Annotated in this window: 14 protein-coding genes and 4 pseudogenes; all 18 read right to left on the bottom strand. The window is 70.3% G+C overall.

Features of this window, described 5'->3' with window-relative positions; translation table 11 throughout:
* Window positions 1–859: 859 nt before the first annotated feature.
* A complete protein-coding gene (locus ACIG0D_RS22575) occupies window positions 860–1276 on the bottom strand; it encodes a lasso peptide biosynthesis B2 protein (RefSeq protein WP_365762455.1) in 417 nt (138 codons plus the stop codon).
* A 117-nt stretch (window positions 1277–1393) separates the two neighbouring features.
* Complete coding sequence (locus ACIG0D_RS22570; protein WP_365762457.1) at window positions 1394–1651, bottom strand: lasso peptide biosynthesis PqqD family chaperone; 258 nt, start codon at window positions 1649–1651, stop codon at window positions 1394–1396.
* Window positions 1648–3519: an asparagine synthase-related protein gene (locus ACIG0D_RS22565; protein WP_399803629.1), complete on the bottom strand. Its 1872-nt coding sequence runs from the start codon at window positions 3517–3519 to the stop codon at window positions 1648–1650. The genes ACIG0D_RS22570 and ACIG0D_RS22565 overlap by 4 nt, the downstream gene beginning before the upstream one ends.
* Window positions 3520–3653: 134 nt before the next feature.
* Entirely contained in the window at window positions 3654–3761 is a 108-nt protein-coding gene (locus tag ACIG0D_RS22560; protein WP_110635242.1) for a keywimysin-related RiPP, read from the bottom strand.
* A gap of 481 nt (window positions 3762–4242) precedes the next feature.
* Window positions 4243–5571: a hypothetical protein gene (locus ACIG0D_RS22555; RefSeq protein WP_399803625.1), complete on the bottom strand. Its 1329-nt coding sequence runs from the start codon at window positions 5569–5571 to the stop codon at window positions 4243–4245.
* Window positions 5572–5606: 35 nt separating this feature from the next.
* Window positions 5607–6827, bottom strand: coding sequence for a gluconolaconase (locus ACIG0D_RS22550; RefSeq protein ID WP_399803622.1), 1221 nt, complete (start codon window positions 6825–6827; stop codon window positions 5607–5609).
* A gap of 313 nt (window positions 6828–7140) precedes the next feature.
* Window positions 7141–7350, bottom strand: a pseudogene (locus ACIG0D_RS22545) (IS5/IS1182 family transposase); the annotation flags it as partial.
* A gap of 41 nt (window positions 7351–7391) precedes the next feature.
* Window positions 7392–8051 (bottom strand): hypothetical protein, encoded by a 660-nt coding sequence (locus ACIG0D_RS22540; RefSeq protein WP_399803619.1) that lies wholly within the window; start codon window positions 8049–8051, stop codon window positions 7392–7394.
* Between the two features lie 427 nt (window positions 8052–8478).
* Window positions 8479–8892, bottom strand: a pseudogene (locus ACIG0D_RS22535) (EF-hand domain-containing protein); the annotation flags it as partial.
* A gap of 226 nt (window positions 8893–9118) precedes the next feature.
* Window positions 9119–10594, bottom strand: a complete 1476-nt coding sequence (locus tag ACIG0D_RS22530) for a serine/threonine-protein kinase (RefSeq protein WP_399803616.1) — start codon at window positions 10592–10594, stop codon at window positions 9119–9121.
* A 264-nt stretch (window positions 10595–10858) separates the two neighbouring features.
* Window positions 10859–11269, bottom strand: a complete 411-nt coding sequence (locus ACIG0D_RS22525) for a hypothetical protein (RefSeq protein ID WP_399803613.1) — start codon at window positions 11267–11269, stop codon at window positions 10859–10861.
* Window positions 11270–11338: 69 nt separating this feature from the next.
* The gene (locus ACIG0D_RS22520; protein WP_399804132.1) at window positions 11339–12106 is read right to left on the bottom strand and encodes a PIG-L deacetylase family protein; all 768 of its coding nucleotides are present in this window, start codon (window positions 12104–12106) and stop codon (window positions 11339–11341) included.
* A gap of 11 nt (window positions 12107–12117) precedes the next feature.
* Complete coding sequence (locus ACIG0D_RS22515) at window positions 12118–12693, bottom strand: hypothetical protein (protein ID WP_399803610.1); 576 nt, start codon at window positions 12691–12693, stop codon at window positions 12118–12120.
* Between the two features lie 975 nt (window positions 12694–13668).
* Window positions 13669–16038 carry a methyltransferase, FxLD system gene (fxlM, locus tag ACIG0D_RS22510; RefSeq protein WP_399803608.1) on the bottom strand — a complete coding sequence of 790 codons (2370 nt, stop codon included), beginning with the start codon at window positions 16036–16038 and terminating at the stop codon, window positions 13669–13671.
* A 31-nt stretch (window positions 16039–16069) separates the two neighbouring features.
* Window positions 16070–16210, bottom strand: a pseudogene (locus ACIG0D_RS22505) (NUDIX hydrolase); the annotation flags it as partial.
* A 121-nt stretch (window positions 16211–16331) separates the two neighbouring features.
* The gene (locus ACIG0D_RS22500; RefSeq protein ID WP_399804150.1) at window positions 16332–16763 is read right to left on the bottom strand and encodes a hypothetical protein; all 432 of its coding nucleotides are present in this window, start codon (window positions 16761–16763) and stop codon (window positions 16332–16334) included.
* 168 nt (window positions 16764–16931) lie between these two features.
* Window positions 16932–17215 (bottom strand): annotated as a pseudogene (locus ACIG0D_RS22495) (methyltransferase); the annotation flags it as partial.
* Window positions 17216–17861: 646 nt separating this feature from the next.
* On the bottom strand, window positions 17862–19898 hold the full coding sequence (locus ACIG0D_RS22490) for an ATP-binding cassette domain-containing protein (RefSeq protein WP_399803605.1): 2037 nt from the start codon (window positions 19896–19898) through the stop codon (window positions 17862–17864).
* Window positions 19899–20376 lie beyond the last annotated feature (478 nt).

Genomic DNA, 20376 nt, shown 5'->3' with positions numbered 1-20376 from the left:
CGGCGATCGAACAGCCACGCGGCATACGCCCTGATGACTCCCGCACCGCCCCTCGCGGTTCCAGCCCGACGGCACAGCCGCCGTACGACACGGCACGCGGACGCCCGCACCTTGTGATGACCGCACAAAAGAGACGAGATTATACGTGTTAAATCGAGGTGGTCCGGCTGGAATTAGCTATTATTTCCGGAATCCAGTCGTTGTTTCCATCGGTGCGAGTCACCTTTCCAAGGGAGTGGGTAGCCGAGCAGTAGAAGGGGTGAAGATGGGTAACGCAAGAGTGGTCCGTTTGCTGGCGACCGGCTTCGTGGTGCTTCTGTCCGCCCTGGTCGCCCTGGTCGCCGCATGGGCGGCGCGGTCAACGGGAGCCAACTGGCCCGATGTTCTGCAGCGCGCGGGAACCACATTCGGGGGCAGCATCGGGGTGTGCGCTGCTCTGACCGCCCTGTACCGGGCCATCGGCGGTGGGGCTGATGAGTAGACGCAGACGCTGCGGCGCAACCTCGACGGCGAGCTGAGCACTCACCGGAGCCTGCACACCACCTGACGCCCCACGCGGGCGCCACGACGGGCGACGACTCCAGCATTCGAACGCGGGGACGCCATATGGGCGGGTGTTCTGATTGCGCGCTGTTTTCGACCCTCGAATCATCATCCGATTGTGTGAGCGCCGTATGCGGACAGCATGTCGTTTCGGAAGGCGGCCACACGAGCTGCATGAGCCGCGCCGAACCGCCGCGCGGCACGAATTCCAGGAGATGACCGATGCGTCGTGACTGCGGGGCCGGGAACACAGGGTTCCCGGCCCCGCGGCGTCGACCGATCGCGAAGGCCGTCGCCCACGCCGACGCGCTGCCGCTCAGTCCACCGTGATGAACCGCTGGAAGTAGTCGGCGGGAGCACCTTCGCCGACCAGGACGCCGTCCGCCTCCACCCAGGCGTGCGCGGCGAACGGCGGCTGGGTGCGGACACCGACACACCAGGTCGGCCACTGGCCGCGCAGCCGGCACAGCAGCACGGTGGCCAGGGACCGCGGCAGGCAACCCTGCTGCCCGCCGGCGGCCAGGCTGACGGCGAGCACGGTCTCCCGTGCCCGGGCGGCCTCGGCGAGGGTGGCGGGCCGGGCCCCCGGGCGCAGCCGCAGCAGGACCTTGCGGATGCGGGCAGGGGGCTGCCGGGCGAGCAGGTGGGCGCAGCCGACGACCAGCCGGGTCACCAGCCGCGGACCGAGGGGCACCGAACGGGGGTCGTGCGGGACGACTTGCGAGGTGGACATGGCGGCAATGCCTCCGTGACGGACATGACGGTGACGGGAGGGGACGGAGCGGACGGGGGAGGGGACGGAGCGGACGGGGGAGGGGACGGCGGCTCGCACGCAGTGCCCGGGCAGGGATCAGTCGGTCAGGAGCCTCGCGGCGCGCAGCTCGTGGAGGATGCGCGTGATGTCCTCCTCGACCTGCTCGGCGGTCACGTCGTACCGGTCGGTGAGCGCCGTCACCGCCTGCTCCCTGCTCGTGCCGTCCAGCAGGGTCCGTACGATCAGCGCGGCGGTGGGGTTGAGGGTGAAGTACTCGCCGCTGTTCTGGTCGAGCAGCGCCATGCCGTACTCGGTGTCGGCCGTCACCACTCCGGAGCGCAGGGTCATCGTCATGCCGTGATACCTCCTGTGTCGGTCTTGGCCGGCCGCAACGGGCCGCGGGTTCGTTCGCGGGCGCGCAGCCACACCTCGCAGCCGACGGTCGGATGCAGCAACGCGCTCTCCAGGTCGGCGGCGAGCGGCCGAACGCACCAGTCGCGCAGCGCCACCACGTCGACGAGCCCGAGCTCGGACAGCCGGGAGTCCTCCCAGAGGGCGAGCAGAGCGGAGCGGTGGCGGCGCAGCCCGGTCTCCTCCTCCAAGGCGGCGTGCGCCTTGGTGGTCCGGTGCCGGACGGCCTCGGGGACGACGCCTCGCATGGCCTCCTCGATCAGCGGCTTGTACCGCCACGGCGTCACCCGTTCCGCGGGGCGGACGGAGAGGGCGGCCTCGACGAGCAGATCGTCGTAGTAGGGCGCGGCGAAGGTCACGCCGAGGGGTTCGGACATCTGCTGGACGTGCCGGGCGAAGCGGGCCAGGGTGCGCAGGGTGGCCAACTCCCGGTGTCCGCCGTGGCCGTGGCCGAGCGGCTCGGCGTCCTGGATCTGCTCGTGGACCAGCGCGCGCACGGCCTCGACGGCTGACGGGGTGGCCCACGACGGCAGTCGCGGCGGGGTGCCCCAGGTGAAGAGCGGGACGGAGAGGGCGGGTTGCGGGAGGGTGAGGTCGCGCGCGACCTGGGCCAGCCAGGTGCCGTACGACCGGCGGTCCAGGAGCTGGGCCGCGGCGGTACGGCGGGACCAGCGGTGCCGGGACGTGAAGCCGCGGGCGAGCCGCCAGGCCGTACGGGGATGGCGTGGCAGCAGACCGTGGACGTGCGCCGAGGCACCGCTGAACAGCTCGTCGCCGCCCATTCCGCTCAGGTGCAGCGGGGAGCCGCGCTCCGCGGCCCGCTCGATGATGTGCATCCGCCGGTGGCGGTTGACCGCGTACAGCGACGGAGTGTCGAGATCGTCGTCGAGCGCGTCGACGCGGTCGAAGGTCAGGGGTACGGCGCTCGCGGGCACCACATGGTGCTCCACCGCGTCCAGCGCCTCCACCGTACGGCGCGCATAGAGGACATCATCGCCGAGGACATCGTGGACGGCGGCCGTGTAAGCGACAGTCTTCGCGCCGGCGCGGGCGGCGGTGGCGACCACCGCGGTCGAGTCGACGCCGCCCAGATCGGCACTGATCAGCTCACGTCCCGTGGTCCGTACGGCGACCGCGTCGGCGAGGCGTTCCCGGACCAGCCGGGCGCCTTCGGCGAGCGGCAGTTCGGCCGGTGGCGGGCTCCAGCAGCGGCTCGTACGGAGCCGGCCCTCGCGGTCGAGCAGGACGCGCCGGTCACCGGGGACGACATCGACCCCGCGCCAGACCGTCTGGGTGGTCAGCGGGTGCAGGATCCCGGGACTGAGCAACTGCACGGCCAGACGGCCCCCGTCCAGGTCCGCACCCGTCAGGTCGGCCAGGACGTCGGCCCGGTCGGAGACGACACGGGCGCCCTGGGCGCCGGGCACCCGGGTGACGAAGACGCTGCGGACTCCGGTGACGGTGCCACGGACCAGCGTCCTGCCGTCGAGAGCGGCGATCAGATGATGACTGCCAGGCCACTTCCTCGCGTACGCGTCGGCGGCCTCGGGGGATCCGGCGCGTGCCGCGCGCGCCGCCTCCTCCTCGGTCACCGCGTGCTGCCCGAGCACGGCCAGCCGGGCAGGTCCGCACACCGCTGTCGTCAGGACGCGGTCCGGCCAGCGGCCGATCAGCCAGGGTCGTCCGGACGCGTGCGGGATCTCCCGGGCCCCGCACGACCGGGCTCGCGCGGCGAGGGCCGCGACGGCATCGGTGTCCGGGAAGACCAGGAACCAACAGGCCCCGGCGGTGGACGACGGGCCGGTCACCATGGGCGGGTCCTTCCGGTCGGGGGACGGTAGCGGTGTACGACAGCGCGTGGGCGGCACCGACGGCACCACCCACGCACCTGACGAACCCTCTCGATTACATGGACATGCCAATCAGAGAGGATGGGGAAGGAAGGTCAGAGCAGGCTGTGGCCGCCCAGCAGGTCCGGGCTGCCCGTCCCGGCCAGGCCCGTGACCTTCTGGAAGTCGCCGACCTTGGTGAGAGTGGGACGCTCGTAAGCCATCGTCATATCCCTTCGTCGATGAACGTGCCGTCGATGAACGCGGGTCACCCCGCCTGTACCCGAGCCGGCGTGCCCCACCATCGAGCGGGGCGCCGACGCAGTGCACAAACCTAGGCGCGCCGTCTCACCCGTCACAACGGCCTCCACAAGCCATCAGCGACCCACCCGAGCACCGGCCCTCCCGTCACACCCGCCTCACTTTTCCCAACCTGCGAGCGACCGGTCATGTTCTGCGCGGCACGGGGTACCCACGACGACCGCACTGGGCAGCGGCATGTCTTTCGGCCAGGACGCGTCGCCCGTACGACCGGGCGATCGGCTACGACACGGCCCCCACCTGGGAGGACGCGGCAACCAGAATCCCGGAGAGCGGCATCAATCGGCCAACGACCGTCCTGCTGGCCGGGACGCCGTCCTTGCGGCGTCGATATCCAGTGCGCTGAGCAGGAGGCCGCACGCCTGCACAGGCAAACGCGCGCGCCTACACCCCTGTCGTGATTTCGATCAGCTCGGGACTCTGGAGAACGCGCAGGGAGAACCGCCACAACTGGCCCTCCCAGGTGCTGACGTAGACCACGCCATGGACGCTGTCCAGCGTGACGCCGAGCGGGGAGAAGCTGCCGCTGCGGGCCTTGACGGCGTCGCGCTCCTTGCCGCTGGCCAGGTCGACCCTGTACAGCATGTCGACCCAGTGGTCAGCGACGTATGCCGCGCCCGCGCCGTCCAGCGCGATGCCACCGCTCCGCCGCACGGAAGTCCTGGCCACCCAACGCGGCTCGCTGGGTGGAGTGGCCGAGAGGTCGACCTCCCGCAGGCTCCCCGTCTCGTCAGTGTTGCCGGTGTACGCCTTGCCCCTCCCGTCCAGGGCTACCGCCGAGGTGGACGTCCCCAAGCGCTCGACGAGCTGCCTGGGTTCCGCCTCCTTCGACTGCAGGTCGACCTCGAACAGTTTCCCGTCCCACGCAGTGACATAGGCCTTCGTGCCGGTCTCGTCCAGCCTGATGCCGCAGGCCTGCGTGACCCTGGCGATCTTTTCGGTGTGACCGGTCGACAAACGCACCCGGAGCACCCGACCGCCGCTCCTGTCGGTGACATAGGCGTTGCCGTTCCCGTCCAGCGCCACACCGCCGGGCGTGCCGAGGCTGCCGTCCAGGTCACCGATCGTCATCACCTGGCGCTTGGTGTGGGTGGCGAGATCCACCGCATACAGCTTGCCGCCTTCTGTGACGACGTACGCCTTGTCGAGCGACGGGTCCACCGCGACGTCCGGGGAACTCCCCATCCCGCCGGCAACCAGGACGGCGCCCTCGATCTGGTAGGACGTCCCCTTCAATCCCCGCTGGACGTCTTCGCTGATGCTCGGCTGGTCTTCGTCACTGATCTTCGCCGATTTCCTGAACGCCTCATCCCCGGCCGTGGATTGGGCAGCCGACGTTGCCATGCCGGACGTCGCCCCGGGATCCTCGCTGACTTTGCGCTGACCATCGGCGACCGTCTGGAAGTTCTTGAAATGAGGGCCGAGGAAGCCCTCCATGACATCCAGCGCACCATGTGCCGTCTGGCGCGGATGCCACGGGTCGCGGCCACTCTCCAGCCCGCGCACAAACGCTGAGACGTCTCCTGAGACACATTCCTCTTCCTCGTCCCAGTACCCGTCCCCGGCGCCGGGGGTACCTTTCCCGATCTCCTCGGCGGACCTTTCGGCGTCACCGGCTCGATCTTTTCCGCTGCTGAAGACGTTGCCAAAACCAGAGCTTTTGGCGGCACCGCCTTCACTCTTACGCCCGCTGGGGCCGTTGTCACCAGACATGAGCTTCCCTCCTCGTTCCCCCGCTGGACGTCAGATCAGCTCTTGTAGAAGGGTGCCTCCTTCTTTTCGATGCCGTCGCTGAGCTCAAGTTTCTCGAGTTCGAAGACCTCGGCCTCCCCGGCGAGAACGGAGACAATCTCAGCCTCTCCCTTTTGGGTGAAGTATTTCTTGCCGTCCTTGATCAGTTCGAGAACGTCGACCGCCCGCGCAACGACTTGACAGTATTTTTCAGGTTCAGTGCTGCCGCTCTGATCCCGAGTCTGCGCACGTTTCCGTGTCTCGGCGTCCTCCACCCCCTCGATATTCTGAATACTGGCGTACTCGACCGGCTCATCGTAATAGAGCGCGACAAACCCACCGAAGGTGATGGGAAGCTCATAGTCGAACTTGCTGACCTTGCGTCGTTGTGTGGCCCTGACGACTGATCGGCTGTCCACTGTTCCGCTGAGCGAGAACGAACCCTTGAACTGGGTTGTGAACGAACCGCTGACGGAAGCACTGATCCCGAGCATCAGTTGCGCCGACAATTCCCCGGTGCCTGTGGCGGTGCCCGTGGCTGACGTCGTGCTTGTCGCCTGAGCCTGAGACTCGACGTCGACGCCCTGATTGTCTTTGCTGTTCTTCAGAGTGGTCTTGTGCGACTTGTTCATCGCCATGCTCTGCTGCAGTTGCTGCTGCAGTGACGCGGTGGTCTTGGCCCCGAACGTGAGCTGCACCTGCCCTTGGAGCGACCAGCTGATCGTGTTCGAAACGGAGAACTCGAAACCGGCGGTCCATGTAACCGGCCGAGGGTCGGTTCGGTTCACGAACGTATTCTCATAGATCACGTCGGGAGGGGGTTGCTGAATGTCGCTTCGTTCCTCGATCAGCGGTACACCCATGTTCATATAGGTGTTCCACCCGCGCTTGTGTGCCGAGTCCCCTGGGAAGGTGCCATACGTCACCTTGTTGATGGAGAACCCCACCGGGGCGATCCATCGGTCAGGCTCGCTGGGTGAGTCCTTCTTGACCTTGGCCTTCACTTTATTCCATTTTTGCTCTACCGTGCTCCACTCCTGCGGCTTTTCCTCCATCCGACTCATGTCTTCCCACTCTTTCCACTTCCTCAAAATGGCAGGGGGCTCGCTGGTCAGAATATTGAGCTCCCTTTGGTTTTTCCGTGTCAGCGGGTGACGCATGAACCGTGTCGGCTTGTAGGTCTTACCGACTACGTGCTCGCTGCCGGCGTCGGTCCCGGTTGCCGAAGAGGTGCCCATGACTCCATGCCTCCTTGTGTCGCAGTGGTCGCGATAGCACAAATGGGAAGAATGAGAAAATGAATCACAGCAGCCTGCTGTCCCGATCCGCAGAGCTTGCTGCAGTGATCTGTTCCGGCGCATTGCGCTCGACTCAAACGGCCCTTGTTTCGGGCTCTGCGCCTTTATCACCAGCTCGTCGAATACGGGCTACCCGGCCGCACGAGGTGCCATTCGCCAACGCCCGTCATGTCGAGGGGCGCGCAGAAGCGGGAAGGTGTATCGGCAGCACTCAGGAAGTTTTCAGATTGTCTGAAATGCTATTGAGTCTGCAGTCCGGGAGTTCGCTCCGGCCGCGCTGTCGGCGGTGCGGGATGACGAGTCCGGTTCCCGGGTAGCCGCCGTCGGCGATCGTGAGGGTCTTTCGGATGGCGGCATCGGACCGCTCGGCGATGGTGTGGTCGCGGGTGAGAACCAGGGTGCCGTCAACGATGAGAACGGTGTCCTTGGCGAACCGCTTGCGAGGCCGGAGCGCGAGCAGGGGGCGACCAGGGCAGGAGCCAGTCTCATGTGCGGGGCAGACGGTCAGCCCGGGGCGATGAGGACGCCGGGAAGGTCGCCGGCCTTCACGGCGTCCTGGTCGATGGCCACGCCCGTGTAGGCGCCCACGGCGGCGAACACCAGCTCGGGCAGACGCTGGCCATACTCCTCGAAGTACGCGACGACCTCGGCCTCACTGGCCTCAGGCATCGACGGGAACACCGCGCCGGCGGCGCCGAGGGCGGCATCGAGGGCCGACCCCTGCCCGGTGTCGGTGCCGAAGTCAGCCCGGTACGCGGAGGCACCGGGCGCATGGATGATCACAGCCGGGGGGCTGAAACGGTTGGCGGTCAGGCAGAGGATCTCCTCGCCCTCGCAGGGAAGCATCGAGTCGACCTTGCCTTGGTAGCCGGTCGCCCAGGTTGCCATGCCCCAGTCCTCCAGCACGTACGTCCACTCACCCCACGAGCCGTACATGGCGCGGTTGACGTGGGAGGAGGGCCGGCCCGGCTGCCCGACCGGTGCGCGCAGCTCCCTGCACGGCGTGCGCGCGGCCGGCTCGTCGAGGTCGGCGCCCAGTTTGATGAGGAACTCGTCCGTCTCCACGCCGCGGGCCAGGGTCAGCGAGATACCGCCGAGCATGCCGGGCACGGCCGACGGAGGGGTGTGGTGGTGTGTGCCTATCCACGCGATGCCGTCACCCATGCCGGTCAGACTATCGGCCGGTACTCGCTTCCCCGGCAGCTCGCTGGAAGCCGACCCCCTCGACGACGCCAGAACTCCAGGGCAGAGCGAGGCTGGCGAACCCGTACCCGGGAACTGGCCTGGCACTCCTCTTGAGCACTGCGCGGGCTTGCTCTGCTGAATGTGCGATCTTCGCCCGTCTGGCTCATGGTGGAGTTTGTCCTTCTGCTTCACGCCACGTCTGTGGCACCGGTGTCAGGGGGCGTCATGGTGCTGTTGGCACTGCTCGTCCCTCTGGTGCTCGGGGGCGTGATGTTCGCGCTGGATGCGTTCGAGGGGTTTCTGTTCCCTCCTTTGGCCTCGGATCCCGATACTCCGTCGGGGGAACGTGGCAGCTCGCCTGATTCGGAAGGGTGACACCTGGGACAACCGCTCTCACCCGGCCGGGTCATGCTTCGGCGAGGAGGGGGTCGTAGGGGGTGGTGCGCAGGCGTCCGGACATGAAGGTGAGGAAGTCGTCGGTGAACGCGCTGCGGCTGTACGTTCCGCCGGTGCTGGTGGTGTCGCGGTGGAACGCGGTGCGGAACAGGGCCCGGTACTCGTCGGCGTCGATCTGCTGGTTGCCGTCCTTGTCGGTGACGTCGAAGAGGACTTCGGCGACCCTGATCAAAGCGGGGCCTGCCAGGGAGGCGACCGCGCTCGCGTACTCGTCGGCGCTGACGCGGCCGTCCCCGTCGGCGTCGAGGGCGGCCTGGAGCTCGCGCCACCAGCTGGCGTAGGCGTTGTACAGCCGGGTCTCCTCGGGCTCGTCCAGGTCGCGACGGCTGGACAGCTCCCGGGCCATGGCGGCGAGGTCGGGCCAGGTCGTAGCTGATCGAGCCAGTGGCCGACTGCGTCACCTCGACGACGAACAACAGGAAGTCAGGCTTGGTCCGAACGTCCTGGAATCCGTCAGGGAACAGCTCATGGGCGGTCGGGTCGGGCTGCGGCTCGCTGATGACGGAGAGGCAGAAGGCGGCCGTGGTGATGGCATCCGCCATCGCAGCCCAGTGGCCCTGTGATCCGCCGGACAGACACGCATGGACGTCCTAGTCCGAGTTCCAGTTCTCCTTGGGGCCCTTGCTCCGGTGGGGCTTTTCCGTCGTGCGGGACTTCTCGGGGTGTTCACCGGAGGTCTGCGGAGCCGTCTTGGCAGGCCCCTGGGTCTTGGACGGCTCCGTCGAGGCGGATGTGGACGTGAAGGCGGCCCGACCGTGCGGTGTGCCGGTTGCGGTGGTGTGTGATGGCTCCCGGCTCGGGGCGGGGGAGGTGAGGCCGGGACCCTGGTCCGGGGCGGGGGCATGGAGCTGTCGCGTGGGGGCTTCGAGGGTGGATGCCTCGCGGGTGGACAGGTCGGAGGGCGGCACGGTGGCGCGTCCTTCCTCGTTCCCGGCACGACTCGTGCCCGGCGGCTCGACCTTCGCGGAGGGGCTGCCGGCAGCCCGTGTCGTGTTGTCACCGCTGCCTTGCTGCGGGAATCCGTCGGTGACGGCGAGCGTCGCTGCCATGGCAGCGGCCAGCGCGGCGGCTCCACCCGCGGCCAGCAGCCGTCGGCGGGCGGGTGGCGTCTTGGTCGTGGCGGTGTCCGCGGTGTGCGGCGGACGCTGGTGCGTGAGGTCGGCCCGTGCCGGTGTCTGCCGGGGGACCAGGTTCGTGACGTTCGTGACGTCAGCCGAGTAGGGGACAGGGGCGGGTCCGGCCGTGTCGGCCAAGGCGGCCAGTGTCCGGGCGCAGTCGACTGCCGTCGGGCGGTCCTGCGCCTCCAGGGCGGTCATGTCCCGCAGCAGGGCCGCGAGCTCTTCCGGCAGGGAATCGGGCAGTTGGGGACGCCGGTGGAGCCGCGCGATCGCGGCCTCCAGGGGAGCACCGTCGTATTCGAGCCTGGTGGTGAGGCATTCGAGGAGCACCAGGCCCAGCGCGTACACGTCGGCGGGCGGACCCACGGGCTGGCCGAGCACCTGCTCGGGAGACAGATAGGCGGCCGTGCCGACGAGTGTGCCGGTAGCGGTGTGGGTGGTGGCGTCGAGCAGCCGGGAGATGCCGAAATCGGTCAGGTGGGGGCGGCCTGTGGCGTCCAGGATGATGTTCGAGGGTTTCACGTCACGGTGGACGATCCCTGATTCGTGTGCGTGAGCCAGGGCCTCGGCGAGATCGGCACCGAGGGCGGCGGTCCCGCCCGGAGTCAGGGCACCCGCGCTGATGCGAGCCTTCAGCGTCGGGCCTTCGATCAGCTCCATCACCAGGTAGGCGCGGCCGTTGTGCCGTCCGGCGTCATAGACGGTGACCAGGCCCGGATGCCGCAACCTGGCCAGGATCACCGCCTCGTTCTGGAAGCGTTCCTCCATGTCGACATCCGTGCCGACGCGGAAGACCTTGACGGCGACCCGGCGTTTGAGACGCAGATCGAAGCCGCGGTGGACATCGCCGGCGCCACCCGAACCGATGACTTCGTCCAGGCGAAACCGTCCACCCAGCACTTCCGCGGAACACCGGGACAGGGCCGAAGCCGACTGGCGGAGCCTCATGTCATCTCCCACTGCTTCAAAAGGTGCTGCCCACAGGTACGCCCGACAATCCGGCGCTGCACACGCGTACCCCCGAGAGCCCGCAATACCCCTGCAACGCGCTCCGTCGGCTGGGCCTCAGCGTGAGAACTCAGTCGACGGCGTTCGCTTCACGGGTTGCGCGTTGCGCGTCGATGGCCGTGTCCGGCAGACCGTGCTCCTGGGGCCACCCGGGCGGCCACGTAAGGTCCTGGCACACGTCGTACCCCCGTCGGCCGGCGATGCTCAGCAGGGCGCCTCCGACGGGGTGCCGGGAGGGAGATGCTCCAGTTCCTCCTCGGTGAAGGCGCGGCCCATGTTCGCGCAGAGGTGGTCGAACCAGGCGTTCGGCCGCAGGCCGAACACGGAGCGCAGGCCCTCGCTCTCCATGAAGAGCCGCGTGCCTCGGAAGACCGAGGTGGAGTAGGTGTGGTGGGGAATGGTGCCGATCCGGACGCCGTCGGCGTCCCACAGCTCGTAGCCACCGTCCCCCTCGGCCGTGATCACCGTTCCGCTCTCGGTCGTGCCGACGAGGCGGTCGCTCGTCCGGAGCCCGACCGGGCCGCCGACGATTCTCCGCCGATCGGTGAGGCGGCCCCCGTCGAAGACATAGCCGGCCGTGGCGTACGGCCACTGCGCCCCGGGCAGGCCGAACACCGCTGCCGTCTCTCCGATCGGTGAGTGGTCTCGTGGGCGGTGAAGGGTGTCGGGCACGGGGGCGGGGCGTCAGCTGGTCAGCTGGGCCGGTTCGCCCTTTGTGGGGCCGGGGGTGAGGCGGGTGAAGTGCTCTGTCTGGATGATCCGGGTGCGGTCGGCTTCGGGGAGGCGGGCGAGGATGCCGGGCAGGGCCCGTTCGCGTGCGACCTCGCCGCGGTGCGCCAGGATCGCGCGCCACTTCACGTCGGCCCAGGGTGTGACGTCGACGCTGGTGGTCACGTACGAGTCCGGTACGGCGAGGACGCTCTTGCCCACCCCTTCGAGCAGCGGGCGGAGCAGGCCGACGCCGGACTCGGGGTGCGTGGCGGCGTACAGCGCGGCCGGCTGCCAGGGCGGTCCCGCTTCGGGATACAGGTGGGCGAGGCCGGCCGCTTCCACGGCGAGCAGGGTGATCTGGTGCGTGCGTACGTGGTCGGGGTGGCCGGTCAGCTGGCCGAGGGCGTCGTGCCCGACGACGATGTCGGGTCGGAAGTCCCGGATGTGGGCGACGAGGCGGCCGACTGCTTCGTCGAGGGGAGCGTCGACGAGCCGGGGCCGGCCGGGGGCGGCTTCGGGGTTGCGGGCGTCGTTGTAGCCGAGCAGGCGTGGGACACCGGCGCCCAGGACGACCAGTGAGTCGGCGAGTTCGGGAGCTCGTCGGCTGTCGGGGGCCCAGGTGGCCGTGACGACTGCCGTGCGGGCCCCGGCGGCGTGATGCTGGGCGAGGACGCCCCCGGCGAGGAGGGCCTCGTCGTCCGGGTGTGCGAAGACGGCGAGCAAGCTGGGCAGCACAGGGATCTCCAGGGCGGTCACGGTACGGGAACGGGGGTGCCGGTGAGGTGCTCGGCGCGGCGGGCGAGGTGGGAAGCGAGCTCCGGGTGGCCGCCGCGCCCGGCGACCTGGAGGAGCTGGGCGAGCGCGACGAGTTCACCGGCCCGTCCGGCGGGCGTGTCCAGGACATGGGCGAACTCATGGCGGACCCGCGCGGCCGTGGCCGGCCGGGTGAGGCTGTACGCGTGCAGGAGCCCGATGTCGAAACCGACGGGGACCAGGCCCCATCCCTCCCAGTCGAGCATGACCAGCGGCGGACCGGTGAGGTTCGCCCAGTGAAGATCGCCGTGCCCAGTGGTCCAGGCACCGACCTGAAACGCGGGGATGCCCAGGAACCGGGTGAGGTTGTTGTCCACCCACCGCCGCCGTACGGCCTGCCGGTCGGTCACGACGGTCGACGTCGCCTCCAGAGCCAGGCGGAGATCGGCCCACCACACGGACGGCAGATCGAAGTCCGCGGTGAGGACCGGGCCGCCGGTCTGGAGGGCGGGCAGCGGCACGTACTCGGACAACTCCGCGCGGAAGGCGTGGCCGTGTGCGGACCAGTCGAGCACGTCATGGAGCCGGGGCCTTGGCACGGTCGGAGGCAGCGCATGGTGGGCCGTGGCCGTTCCCTCCCACAGGCGGAGGTTGCGCTTGTCCTGCGGCGCGCAGACCAGGCGGAGCCACCACTGGCCGGCCGGCGGCCCAGGGTGCGGCCCTGCCAGCCCCACACGTCCGGGCCGGTGGGCGTCACCCTGAACGTCCGGGCAGCGGCCGCGTGGGCGTGACGCATCCGGACCTGGTCGTCGCGGTCGTGCGGCGGTGCGAACACCGCCGAGGTCGAGGAACCGGCCGCGGGTCCGGTCGCCGTGTTCACGACCACGCTCCGCGCGTTGGGCCCGGACGGGTCGTGGAGGGGTGTCGGCCGCCCCTGCCGAGGGTCGGGACGGCGTCGATGGTGAAGGTCATGCCTCGGGTGCCTCCGGTGGTCGGGGCCGTGCGGGGGCCGGGAGACGCAGGTGATCGAGGGCCGCTTGAAGGGTTTGCTCGGGTGTGAGGGCGCTGGTGTCGACGACGTGGCCGTCGGCGTGCATCCACTCGGTGGCGGCCCGGTGGTAGTCGGGTGCGCGCCGGCGGCGGTAGGCGCGTACGGCCTCGCTGCGCTCGGCGTCGCCGGGAACTCCAGGCCGGCCGCGATCCGCTCCTGGAGTGCCGCCGGAGCGGCGTGCACGACGAGGTGGTGGAAGCCGCCGGCCTGGTGGAGCGGGTGGAGACCTCGGCGGCGTAGGCGGGGTTGAGGACGGTCATCGGCACGATGACGGGACCGCCCGTGTGCCGGACCAGGCCGGCGATGAAGACGCCGGTCAACTGCCGCCACAGGGGCAGATCCTGGTAGTCCCTGGGCCGTCGGTCGTGGCCGGCGAGCGTGCCGCGCCGCAGGTCGCCGACGACCTCCGGGGCAGCGATCATCGCGCCGGGCAGAGCGCGGCACAGCCCGGCGGCGAGGGTGGTCTTGCCGCCGCCGAACGGGCCGTTCAGCCAGACGGTCATGCTGCTCCCGTGGCCGCGGCGATCGTGTCGGTGTGCCGCGCAGGGGCTGGGAAGTGTCCGTTCCGGCCCGGCCAGCGGAACACCAGGCGGGAGTGCTCCTTGTCCAGGACGTCCCCGGCGGGCAGCAGATGGTCGGGCGTGCCGGCCGGGTGGACGGTCAGGACGGGATCGGCGTGCTCGTCGTTGTCGTCGGTGCGGACGTGGCGGTCCCAGGCCCGTACCGTGGCCGCGAACTGTTCGGCGAGCTGCGATCCCCGCTCGCCGAAGGCGTGGACGACCCATTCCCACTCCTTGTCCTCCGGGCGCTCGCCGTGCCGGGTTTGGACGTGCGTCAGGTAGGCGAGCGAGGCGTCGCCGACGACGGCTGGTGCGTCACGGTCCTTCGCGATGGCGGTGACACCCGTGGCCTGGTGGGCGTGCAGGCGGCAGAAGGCCGGCAGGGTGGTGGCCGCGTACAATTGCAGGGAGCCGAAGTAGACACCCGCCCCCATGGTGATGCCGGTGGCGACTTCGTGCCGGGGCCCGCGCAGCGCCTCCTCCAGGCCCACTGCCGAGGCGGCGTCGCCGTTCTCGAAGCGGAGCGTCAGCTCCCCGTCGAGGAGACCGATGACCGGAATGGCGCGGGCCTGCCGTCCTTGGTCCCGGACGAAGCCGCAGTGCGTGAAGTGCCGGGCCTCCAGCACCTGCCCGCGCCGCTCGAAGGCGATCGCCCGGGTGTAGCCGCCGATCTCCAGCGGCAGGACCAGGCGTCCGCCCTCGACCAGCTGCTCCCGCCAGGCCGGGGAGATGTCCCAGCAGTTGTAGGTGATCACGCTGCCGTCGAAGCCTGCGCGGGGCACGAGGTGGGCGGGGGCGCCGAGGGCCGCGTCGGCCTCGACGGCGGTGACGCGTCCGCTGCCGGCCTTCGTGAGGAACCGCCGGGTGCGGCGTACGACCCACGGGTCGATGTCGACGGTCACCACCCGCCCCCCGGGGCCGACGACGTGAGCGATCAGCTCGGCGTTGTAGCCGCCGGAGCCCGCCTCGAACACGATCGCGCCCGGCGTCAGGCACAGGCTCTCGACCATGTCCGCCTGAAGCCAGGCCGCGGACACCGAGCTGATCGCCGCTCCGGTCTCGTCGCGCCGGGTGACGACGGCCCGGTCCCCGCTGTCGTACGCGACCGCCAGGTTCGCTTCCGGGGCGAAGCGGTGGCGGGGCACGGTCCGCAGCGCGTCGCGGACCGGCTCGGACCGGGCCCAGCCGCCGTCGATCACCGTCTCGGCCATCGCCTGGCGCAGCCGGACGGCTTCGGCCGGCTCACCCGGCACGGGCGGCTGCTCGACGGCGATGGGGTAGGAGGCCACGGGCGGCAGGCCCGGGATGACACCGGGCCACACGGCATCGAGCGCGAGCGCGGCCGGCACGAACACGTCTCCGACGCATGCCAGAGTGTGCAGGTCGAGGAACTCCCAGCGGGCGAACCTGTCGGGCTCGGGGCTGCACAGCGTCCCGGACCAGGTGGTGATGCGTACGACCGCGGTGAGCCGGGGCACCTCGCCGGCGGCGTCGGCGAGCATCGTCACCACGTACGCGTTCTCGACCGCGGCGGCGAGCCCGGTCTCCTCGGCGAGCCCACGCACCGCAGCCGCCTCGAACGACTCCGGACCGCGGGTCTTGCCGCCCGGGAGTTGCCACATGCCACGGTGCGAGCGACCAAGCAGGACCCGGCCGGCCTCGTCGGTGACGACCGCGAGCGCGGCGGTCGCCGCCGGACCGGATGCTGGCCGCCGCTCCACTGCCCTGGTCTTGGCATGACACGGGCCACGCAGGATCAGGACCGCGAGCTGGTCGGCATCGAACCGCTCCGTGCGTTCCCATCCGACCGTCAGCAGACCGATCTCCTCCTCGTCGAGCGCAATACCCCGCCGCTCCTCAGGCGTGTGCGCGGCCACCGGGGTGATGACGACGAGCGCGCCACCGGGCCGCAGCCGCTCCCCGAGGCCGTGCAGAATCCGCGTGCGGTCGGCGAAGAACGGATACACCAGCCGCAGCACGACCAGGTCGTACCCGTCTTCGTGCAGCGGGGCCGGGTCATCGCGCTCGATGTCCAGATGCAGCCAGCGCACGCCCGTGACGCCGGCGTGCTCCTCACGGGCCCGGTCGATCGCGCTCTCGGCGAAGTCGCACGCGTCCACGGTGTAGCCGAGGGAGGCTAGGCAGGCGGCCATCTCACCGGTGCCGCAGCCCACGTCGAGCGCCCATCCGCCGCCGTCGGGGGCAGGGGTGTGCTCGGCGAGCAGTTCCCGCTCGCCCACTCCGACCTGCCGGAAGCCCTTGCCGTCGCTGTAGTGCTGCTCCCACTGGTCGCGGGCGATGTACGTCAACGTGCTGCCTCGTGCGTAGGTGCGGTGGCGTTCAGGGGTGCTGTGCGGCGCGGAGGCGTGCGAGGGTGCGGTGGCCGCGCTGCACCAGCTCGGGGTCGCCGTGGGCGGCGCCGTAGGAGATGCCGGAGACGGCGTCCAGGACGTAGGGGACCGTGGGCCGGGCCTCTTCCGCCGGGTGACGGGTGCGGCTGTTGGGGCACGGGTAACTCCTGTCTGCCGTTCGGCTGGTAGGGGCGATGAAGGAACGCCGCCAGAGGAAGCGGCGCCGGCAGGCGGCGGCGAGCGGCGGCACGTCACGGCATCTGCGGGGGAACGGCGGCGAGCGGCGGCAGCGTCCAGCTCAGCGCCGTCCGCCCGGGCCCGGAACTGACGGGCTGGGTGCCGGTGCCGTCGGTGAGGCCGACTCGGTACGTCTCCGGTCGGCCTGCCTGCTCCCAGCGGGCGTGGAGGTCCTCGAGTTCGGCCCACACATCGCGCGGCCCGTGGACGCGGACGGTGCCGTCGCCGGGGCCGGCCACGGCCCAGGAGTCGTCCTCGGGGGCGACGATCGTCATCGTCTCGGCCTGGAAGTCCCGCACCAGTCCCGGAGCGAGGTAGGCCACGGCGAGCCAGAAGCCGTACGCGTCGTCCGGTGGCGGCGCGAGACGGGTGGGACGCGGCCTGCCGGGGTCCGCCTTGATCTGCGCTCGGTGATCGAGGGCACTCAGCCACCGGTAGCCCAGCATGGGCCGGTATCCCCGCGGCCGACCCTGGAGAACGGCCTCGATCCGGCCTGTGCCGGTCCGGGTGACCAGGAGCCGTCCGGGCCAGCTCGGCGTCCGGGTCGCGAGCGTGGTCAGCAACCGGCCGCCGGGCGCGAGCTGTTCCACCCACGCGGGCGGGACGCACGGCACGCCGATACCGGAGTGGATCCGGTCGTACGGCGCCTGGCCTCGTGTCCTTCGAGCGCGTCGCCTTCGATCACCGTCGCGCCGATGTGGAGCACGTCGAGGTTCCGCTGGGCGAAGGCCGCCATGTGCCCGTCCCGCTCCACGCCGGTGGCGAGTCCGGGGCCGGTGATGGTGGCGGCGAGGGCGAGGGAGACGCCGGGGCCGGGGCCGAGCTCCAGGTAGCGCTGACTCGGCGCGAGCCGCACGGTTTGGAGGGTTTCGCAGGTGGCGGGGGTGTAGGTGGACATGGAGGTCATGTGGCCGCCGGTCACCGGTCCGCGGGCGAGCGCGTCGAGGGGTTCGCCGTCACGCTGGAGCAGGATCGACTCGTCGCTGTGGATCAGGTCGAGCCACTCCTGACGGTCGTCGGGGTGGGAGCCGTCGAGGAGGCGCCAGTCGATCGGATCGGCGCCCGGGCCGCTGACCCGCACGTAGGCGTGGGGCAGCAGCACCTCGCGGCGAACGCGGAGCAGGGCGTCACGCAGGTGGGGGTCGGTGAGCACGCCCGCGGAGGTGAGGCGGTCGACCATGGCGGCGCGCAGGCTGCTCAGCGTTTCGGCCCGGAGGTCGAGGGACATGGGGGCTTCCTTCACGGGAGCGGGTGTGGGCATGACGGTCAGGCGGCGGACGGGGGAAGACCACGGCAGGCCGGCCGGGACCGGGCAGAGCGCGATGCCGATGAGCAAGTGCCGTGTGGACCGAGAAGGTTGTGGCGATGCCGTCGGCGGTCAGGAGCGGCCGGCCGCAGCCCGGCCAGGGCGTCCCCGCTCGTCGGCATGGCGGCCGAGATACGGCTCGACGGTCTTGCGGATCGAGAGGTACTGGGAGGCATGGGCGTCGTCTCGCCTTCGACGTAGGGGCCTGCGGGCCGGGCTGCGGAGGCCGCGCGGTGGGTCAGCCTGCCGTCTCGTGGTCGGACGGCTTGATGCCACGGGGGCCGGGAAGCGTCTCGGCCGCGGGCGCTACCCCGTACTGGGCGGCCTGGGCGGTGAACATGCCCTGGTACAGGCCACCCGCGCGGGCCATGAGCTGATCGTGGGTGCCGTCCTCGACGACGCATCCCTGGTCGAGGACGTAGATGTGGTCGGCGTGCATGGTCGCGGCGAGCCGGTGGGTGACGAGGACGACCGCGTGCCCTTCGTCGGCCAGTGACCACAGGCCCTGGAACGAGGCGATTTCCGCGTGGGGATCGAGGGCGCTGGTGGGCTCGTCGACCAGTAGGAACGGCGCCTGCCGGTACCGGGTTCGAGCGGTCCCCAGCTTCTGCCACTGTCCGCCCGAGAGCTGGACACCGCGTTCGTAGCCCTTGAACAGGATCGAGTCCCAGCCGTGCGGCAGGCTCTCGATCAGGTCGAGCACGCCCGCGTCCTCGGCGGCCTTACGGACGCGGTCCATGTCCCGGGGGCGGTCGCCGGCTCCGATGGCCACGTTCGCGGCAGCCGTCATCTCCCAGCGCGGGAAGTCCTGCGCCAACAGCCCCACGGCGCGGAAGACCTGGGCACGGTCCGCCTCACACAGCTCGACCCGCTCGCCCGACTCACCCACCCACCACACGTTCCCTTCGGAGGGCAGCAGCAGCCCGGCCAGCACCTTCGTGAGCGTGGTCTTCCCCGAGCCGTTCGCACCCACCAGCGCCGTCACCTTCCCCCGGCGCACCCGCACGCTCACGCCCTTCAGGGACGGACCGTCGGCCCCCGGATACGCGAAGGACACCGCGTCCGTCCGCACCTCCCGCACCGGCGAGGGCAGCGGCGTGCCGGAGGACGGGATGACGTTCTCGCCGGCCACCTTGATCGCGTCCTCGGTGTCGGTGAGGAACAGCAACTCCTCGTACAGCCGGTTGACCTGCTGCACCAGCGACGTGAGCCGCGCCGTCGAGGTACGGATGGCGATCACCGCTGTCCCGCCCACGGCGAGCGGCAGCCCACCGGTCGACAGCAGCCACCACAGCACCCCGTAACACGCCAGCGACGCCACACCGGCGAACGCGCCCGCGGCCAGATCCGTGGAAGCCTGCGCCCGGGCCAGGCGCCGCTGCTCCGCCTCCGTCTGCCTCGACATCTCCTCGTAGCTGGCCAGCAGCTTCGTGCCGGCGGCGTGCACGCGGATCTCCCCGGCAGCGTGCGGGCGGGTCAGGTACGCCAGCAGCGAGGCGATCGCCCTGCGATGGTCGACCCAGTTCAGACGGGAGAGGTACTCACGGCGAGCGGAGCGGACCGCTCCCCATCCCTCGGGCAGGGCGATCGCCAGCAGCATCGGCAGCAACGCCCAGTGCAGCGACGCCAGCACGATCGCGGCCGCCACCATGCCGATCACCACACTGCCCACGCCCACCGACAGCCGCAGCATGCTCCTGGCCGAGTCCGTGCCGAACTTCCCCGCCTCCAGGACCCGCTGGACCTCGGGCCGTTCCGTCGCCTCCACCTCGACGTGGGTGACGGCCGTGTAGTACCGGGCGGACACCACCCGCTCCACCTGCGGTTCCAGCCGGCCCGACATGGCCGTCGACCACGCCGACAGCAGCGCGGTCGCCACCGCCGCGACCGCGAGGACGGTCAGCGACGGCAGAGCGTCGCGGAGCTTGTCCGCGGTCGGGCCGTCGGCGAACAGTTGCGTGAGGACGCTGTTGACCGCCACCAGGCCCCAGCCGGCCGTCACACCCTGCCCGAGCTGGGCCGCCACGACCCCGGCGAGCGCCCGCCGGTCCGTCTGCCAGCCGGTGCGCAGCACCATGCCCACCATGCGGGGCAGCGCTGCGGCCATGTGCCCGAACCCCAGCCGGGTCAGCGGCCCTTCGTGCCGGACGTAGGACAGGTCGTAGCGCAGCCGTCCACCGTACAGCTCACGCTCCGCACCAGAGATCGAGTCCGTCGCCTCCCTCTTCCTCACGTTCTGGGTTTCATCGCTGCGTGATCCGGCTGATGTCAACATGCCCCCTTTTTCTGGGAAGTCGTGGTGGTGTCGTCGTGTCCAACGACGCCGCCCGGATTTCGAACACCTGTCTTTCGGTCGGGTTGTGGACCCCGGGATTGAGCGGTTCGCTGAAGGTGTGCACTGCACGGACCCTTGTCGCGCATGAGCACACGGACGACGCCGGATTGGCCGAAACGCCGACAGTTGGTCGGTGTCCAACGGGGGCGGCGGAGCGGAAGACACCGAACGGGGTCCTGCGGCTGTTCTACGTCGAAAGGGGATTCCGGCGGTGATACGGCGATGACCGATCCGAGGCGCGGAGGAACAGGTGGCTCACGATGAGATCCGGCACCCGGCCGGGGTCCGGCGCCGGCCGGCGAGCCGTGGCCGGTGATCGGCGTACGGATACGACGCACGGACCGAATCCCGCAGGCGGTTTCCTGGGGGCCGGCTCCGCACACCATGCTGGAGCACGTCCTGCTGCCGTGCACCTGGC

Source organism: Streptomyces sp. NPDC052773, from assembly GCF_044547145.1.
In the GTDB taxonomy this organism is placed as follows: domain Bacteria; phylum Actinomycetota; class Actinomycetes; order Streptomycetales; family Streptomycetaceae; genus Streptomyces.
Note: the sequence above shows the minus strand (reverse complement) of the source record. Positions and strands in the feature narration are given on the sequence as shown.